At 53.1% G+C, this 5373-nt stretch carries 6 protein-coding genes; 5 read left to right on the forward strand and 1 reads right to left on the reverse strand.

All coding sequences use genetic code 11. From position 1 onward, the window contains the following. Positions 1 to 312: 312 nt before the first annotated feature. Positions 313 to 1320: a transcriptional regulator gene (locus JRI89_16430; GenBank protein MBW2072820.1), complete on the forward strand. Its 1008-nt coding sequence runs from the start codon at positions 313 to 315 to the stop codon at positions 1318 to 1320. 110 nt (positions 1321 to 1430) lie between these two features. On the opposite strand, the gene JRI89_16435 is transcribed toward JRI89_16430, so the two are convergent. After that, the gene (locus JRI89_16435) at positions 1431 to 2663 is read right to left on the reverse strand and encodes an ATP-binding protein (protein MBW2072821.1); all 1233 of its coding nucleotides are present in this window, start codon (positions 2661 to 2663) and stop codon (positions 1431 to 1433) included. 1167 nt (positions 2664 to 3830) lie between these two features. On the opposite strand from JRI89_16435, the gene JRI89_16440 reads away from it, so the two are divergent. The 4 genes from JRI89_16440 to JRI89_16455 all read left to right on the forward strand — a co-directional run bounded on the left by JRI89_16440 (position 3831) and on the right by JRI89_16455 (position 5298). Continuing rightward, complete coding sequence (locus JRI89_16440; GenBank protein ID MBW2072822.1) at positions 3831 to 4178, forward strand: nucleotidyltransferase domain-containing protein; 348 nt, start codon at positions 3831 to 3833, stop codon at positions 4176 to 4178. Next, entirely contained in the window at positions 4175 to 4426 is a 252-nt protein-coding gene (locus tag JRI89_16445; GenBank protein MBW2072823.1) for a HEPN domain-containing protein, read from the forward strand. Before JRI89_16440 ends, JRI89_16445 begins: the two co-directional genes overlap by 4 nt. A gap of 309 nt (positions 4427 to 4735) precedes the next feature. After that, entirely contained in the window at positions 4736 to 4921 is a 186-nt protein-coding gene (locus JRI89_16450; GenBank protein ID MBW2072824.1) for a hypothetical protein, read from the forward strand. Then, complete coding sequence (locus JRI89_16455) at positions 4909 to 5298, forward strand: type II toxin-antitoxin system RelE/ParE family toxin (GenBank protein MBW2072825.1); 390 nt, start codon at positions 4909 to 4911, stop codon at positions 5296 to 5298. The genes JRI89_16450 and JRI89_16455 overlap by 13 nt, the downstream gene beginning before the upstream one ends. Positions 5299 to 5373: the final 75 nt, after the last annotated feature.

The raw sequence follows: 5373 nt of genomic DNA on the forward strand, positions 1-5373 counted from the left end.
ACAAGTAACGCGAAGCCATCTCTTTGCGCCCTTAGCGCCTTTGCGAGAGGCAACCGCCATCAGGCGAAGCCCTCACGCAGACGAATCACAAAGACGAGTTCAACCAATTTGCGCCCTTAGCGTCTTTGCGAGAGGCAACCGCCATCAGGCGAAGCCCTCACGCAGACGAATCACAAAGACGAGTTCAACCAATTTGCGCCCTTAGCGCCTTTGCGAGAGGCAACCTGCCATCAGGCGAAGCCCTCATGCAGACGAATCACCAGAACAATTCCAACAATTCCCGCGCTCTGCGCCTTGGCGAGAGGTGAAAAAATGGCACGAGGAGATCAGTTAGCCAGGCAGTGGCGGATCATTCAGACACTCATCACCTCCAAGCACGGCAAGACCGTTGCCGAGCTGGTCAAGGAGGAAAACTGCCACCCGCGCACCATCTACCGCGACCTGGAGGCCCTGCAGGCAGCCGGCTTTCCCATCTACTCCGAGCGCATCGACGGCAAGGGCATCTGGTCCGTGGTGGACGAATACAAGCACCATCTGCCGGTGCCTTTCACCCTCACCGAACTCATGGCCCTCTACTTCAGCCGCGATCTCATCAGCGTGTTCCGCGGCACCATGTTCTATGAATCCCTGGAATCCCTCTTCCAGAAGATCAAAACCACTCTGCCCCCGGAATCCCTCGCCTATCTCGACAGTGTTGAGCAGACGCTTTACATCGGCTTCAAACCCCACAAGGACTACCGCCGCTTCCGCGAGATCATCAAGCAGATAAACGAGGCCGCAGTGAACCACAGAACCATTGATATGATCTACAGGACCATGAGCAGGGGAGGCGAAGAAAACCGCCGCCAGGTGGATCCCTACAAGGTCATGTTCTTTGACAGCACCTTCTATCTCATCGGCCACTGCCACCTGAGAAATGAGGTGCGCATGTTTGTGCTGGACCGCATCAAGATGATGAACGTCACCAACCGCACCTTCGAGATTCCCAGAGACTTTGACCTGGCATCCTACATGCAGAGCCCCTTTCGGGTAATCCACGACAAGCCGGTAAAAGTCAAAATCCGCTTCCACAAGAGCGTTGCCGGCTACATCAAAGAAAAAATCTGGCACCACACCCAGAAGATAAAGCCGCAAAAAGATGGTTCAATAATCTTCACCGCCGAAGTCGCGGGAACTGATGAAGTCAGGCACTGGGTACTGAGCTATGGCAACAAAGCAGAAGTTCTGGAGCCTCAACATTTGAGAGAAGAAATTGCCAGCGAACTTATCGACTCCCTTGACAAATACTCAGAGGAGGCAAGAAAGGCGCAGCCAGTTTAAAAATCAGATGTTTGAATTGACCAGAGAGGATTACAGTTCCTTGCCCGGCGGCCAGTATTTATACCAATGGAAAGAATTTTATGATTTTATGGACGTGCCCGTCTCTCGTTTCAGGACAAAGGTTGGCCAGTAGGGCCGAAAAGCCGCCAGTCCGGCACAGCCCAGACGTGCCGGCTGAGGCGTTCTACTTCGCGCCCGCGATTCACAACCAGGCCGAGACGCCAGGCGTCAGCCTTTATACCTGGTGGCTGGAGCTTGTCAAGGAGTTCCTCGAGCGGCCGAGCATCTTCCCGATGGGCCCTGGTTCCGGCCCTGGCCTCCATAGCCAGGATGCCATGGGAGGCGTACATCACAAAGTCAACCTCTCGGCCGGCACGAGTGCGATAGAAATGGAGCGAAGGGGGATGCCTCTGCCAGGACGACCATCTCAAGACTTCATTGAGAACTGCTGTTTCAAACAGAGGGCCGTCAGAGAGACTCATACGCTCAGAGAGCAGTCTGGCAAGCCCGGGATCTGTCCAGTACAGCTTCGGACTCTTGATCAGGCGTGCGGTAGTGGTAGGAAGCAAAGGGCGAAGGAGGAAAACCTGGTACGATATTTCGAGAAAACGCAGATACCGCTTCACAGTGTTGACCGCCACACCGAGCTCCCGGGAGACTTCACTGTAAGAGAGGAGCTGGCCGGTGCGGGCAGCAAACAGGTTCTGGGCGAGAGCGAACTGATCCAGATCTGCAACCCGCCCCAGATCCGCAAGATCCCGCTCGAGGTAAGTTCGGCGGAAGTCTCGGAGCCAGACACGTCGGTCCTCCTCGGCCAGTTGCTCGATTCTGGGATAGCCGCCCCAGAGAAGATGGTCTTCTTCCAGGCCTCTCCAGAGTCGGGCGGTGTCGGCAGAGGGGGGGCTTTCAGCCATGTGGCGCAGGGCAACTTCTCCATCCCGCCACACGCGATCTAGGCCGGAGCATGGAATTGCCTGGCCTCCGACTCTTTCTATCAGAGCCAGGGGCCACAGCTCCAGCAAGGTGGACCGTCCGGCGAGTGTCTCCCGCACCTGCCGAAGCAGGAGAATCTGGGAAGATCCGAGGAGGAGAAACCGGTGGGCCTTTTTCCGGTCCGCCAGCACCTTGACCGCGTCGAGCAGGGTAGGTTGCTTCTGGATTTCATCGAGCACTACCAGCCTGCTGCCGTGGTCCAGACGCCGCACCGGGTCGGTTGCCAGCCGCAGTCTTTCGTCCGGGTCGTCGAGCGAAATGTATACGGGGGGGCCCTTGTCGTCAGGGGGGAGGAGCTCGCGAACCAGCGTGGTCTTTCCGGTCTGTCGCGCACCGGTCAGAACCGTCACCGGCCACCGCGCCAGACGCGATTGAAGAAGTGGCAGCAATCCTCTGGGATGAAGAGTCATAGGAACTAAATAGCATTGTTGTTGCAAAAAGGCAAGGCATTTTTGCAATAGCATTGCAAGAATATTACAATAAATCACTGGGCTGTCAGTATTTTGTAGGAGAGGCTTTCCCGGTCCTGCCTGCCCCTATAGCAGGTTTTGCAGCCGTGATTGTAGGATCATTGATGGGCAGGGGGTCTCACGCAAAGGCGCAAAGGGCGCAAAGGGGAGGGCCTCTGGCAATGATTGGTAGCCTCGACGAGGAGATCGATGTGAAGCCAGCTGGTGAGACACCGCACATCGAGAAGAAGCAAGCTTCTTCTCATTGCCCGCTATCTTCCCAGCAAGTTCCGCTGTTGCGGAACTTCTCTGCTTGCAGCAGAGTAGTCTTCCCCCCGATCTTGTTAACAGGGCTACAGGTGAGGCCTTTGCGTAAGTTACCCTGCCATCAAGCGAAGCCATCAAGCAGAAGAAGCCTAGAAGTGAGTCCTACTAATTTGCGCCCATTGCGTCCTCGCGTGAGGTACACTGCCATCAGGCGAAGCCTTCATGCAGAGGAAGCATAAAACGAGTCTTGCTAGTTTGCGGCCTTTGCGCCTTTGCGTGAGGCAGCCTGCCATCAGGCAAGGCCTTCATGCAGACGAATCACAGAAACGATTTCCACCAATTTGCGCCCCTGGCGCCTTTGCGTGAGGTACACAGCTATCAGGCGAAGCCATCATGCAGGTGAAGCATGAGCTAATTCGATTTTTTGACCGGATGTGTCAACCGGGTGAAGTATCATAAGAACAAAACAATGCTGACTGCCCCCAATCAGCCCCAGAACCCGGTAGCCGCAGGCTTTAGACTGCGTTTGGGGGCGGTTACAGAAACAATGGCCTGTTTGAGAATCTTAACGAAGCGACAAGACTTCCACGCTCAAAGCCCTAAGCTTTCTGTGATAGGAGAGAATTTTATCATTTTATGGATGGGCCCCCTTCGACTGGCTTTCTTGACAGAATGGGGTGGTAAAAGTAGTCTAGTTTAGAAGCGACAGATGCCTCTCCCTGGCGCCTATTTCCTGACAGTTTTCGTGACGGTATGTACCCATCGAAAAATCGACAGAATCATCAGAACAGGAGACATACCATGAAAACCATTGACGACCTGCCCCTCAGACACAATGAAAAGAAGGCCATAAAGGAAGCCACAAGAATCCTCAAGGAAAGGTATCCGGTTAAAGATGTCATACTTTTTGGTCTTAAGGCCCGGGGGGATAGCAGTGAGGAATCGGACATTGATCTGCTTTTATTGACAACGGAGCCTCTTCACTGGAAGGATCGGCACGCAATCATCGAAGCGCTTTTTGATGTGGAGATGAAACACGATGTTGTGATCAGCATTATAGTCAACACCATCCATGACTGGCAGAGCGGCTTCTGCACTCTGCTGCCTATTCATGAAGAAGTAAATCGAGTGGGGATTGCTGTCCGATGAGTGTACCCGATTCCACCGCTAGTAAACATAAACAGGTGCTGATCAACTACTGGATGGATAAAGCCGATGAATCCATGGAAGCTGCTCGCAGCGACTACGGTGCAGGTAGATATACGGTCGCTGTGAGGAATCTTTACTATGCCAGCTTTTATGCTTTAACAACAGTTCTGTTGAAAGAAGGACGCACCTTCAAGAGGCACAGCGGCGTCAAGGCTGCACTCCATAAGAATCTGATCAAGGCAGGTTGAAGATCAATGAGCGAAAATACCCGGTAGATAAAGTCAAGGGCAAAGCGCATAAATACACCGTCTATTCCCGTGAGGATTGATGTTTGTGTAGTTTACTGCTGGATTCGGAAAAGCTTTACAGGGTGGAAGAGGCTTGATGACACCTTGAACAGCAGGGTCCATTCCACTGAGTTTATGGAAAGGGTCGAAGGATGCTCCATGCTCTGTGTCGCATGTTTTCTACTGTTGCAGAGAATTTTATAATTTTATGGACGTACCGCCCTCTGCCATCATGCAGATGACGTTTGCTTTTATGAGAGGAGTGTTTCTATGGATTTGCTGAAAGAGACTGCGATTGAAACGATCAAGCGATTACCAGATCAATGCTCTCCGGAAGACATAATGTACAGAGTTCATCTTGTAGCCCAGGTTCTCGAGGGCCTTCAAGACGCTGAAGCCGGCAGGTTGCTGACAACCGAGGAATTGCTGGAGAGAGTTGATCAATGGGCCAGATAAAATGGACTGAGAGGGCAAGCAGTAATCTGCAGGCTATTTTCGAGTATATTTCAAAAGATTCCAGGATATATGCCGCCAGGTTTGTGAAAGCTCTTATTGCGGCGACCAGGAAGCTTGAAATGATGCCTCGCTGTGGGCGAGAGGTTCCCGAGCTTGAAAACCCTGAGCTGCGAGAAGTGATTTACGGTAATTACCGGATTATTTATAGAATCGCTGGCTCAGAGGATACTGGCTGTGATCCACGGGGCTCGCGACATAAGAGCGGCAATCAGGGAGGAATGGGAGCTCTGAGTGGCGGCACAGGTGATCCCCATTATGGGACCAGCTGTAGCCACCGTACCAGAACCATTCAAATGACGCCTGCAGCTATAAAGTAGGTGGAGCGGGTCTCGGCTCGACTGTCTTCGACTCGAAGCTCAGATCCGGGGGAGGACTTCGATCGGTGACAACAA

This window comes from Deltaproteobacteria bacterium (assembly GCA_019309045.1).
In the GTDB taxonomy this organism is placed as follows: Bacteria; Desulfobacterota; Syntrophobacteria; order BM002; family BM002; genus JAFDGZ01.

What these genes read in the sequence shown, in the direction of transcription:
- JRI89_16450 (MBW2072824.1), top strand. Translation starts at nt 4,736, where the DNA reads ATGGATTTGCTGAAAGAGACTGCGATTGAAACGATCAAGCGATTACCA.
- JRI89_16430 (MBW2072820.1), top strand. Translation starts at nt 313, where the DNA reads ATGGCACGAGGAGATCAGTTAGCCAGGCAGTGGCGGATCATTCAGACA.
- JRI89_16445 (MBW2072823.1), top strand. Translation starts at nt 4,175, where the DNA reads ATGAGTGTACCCGATTCCACCGCTAGTAAACATAAACAGGTGCTGATC.
- JRI89_16455 (MBW2072825.1), top strand. Translation starts at nt 4,909, where the DNA reads ATGGGCCAGATAAAATGGACTGAGAGGGCAAGCAGTAATCTGCAGGCT.
- JRI89_16440 (MBW2072822.1), top strand. Translation starts at nt 3,831, where the DNA reads ATGAAAACCATTGACGACCTGCCCCTCAGACACAATGAAAAGAAGGCC.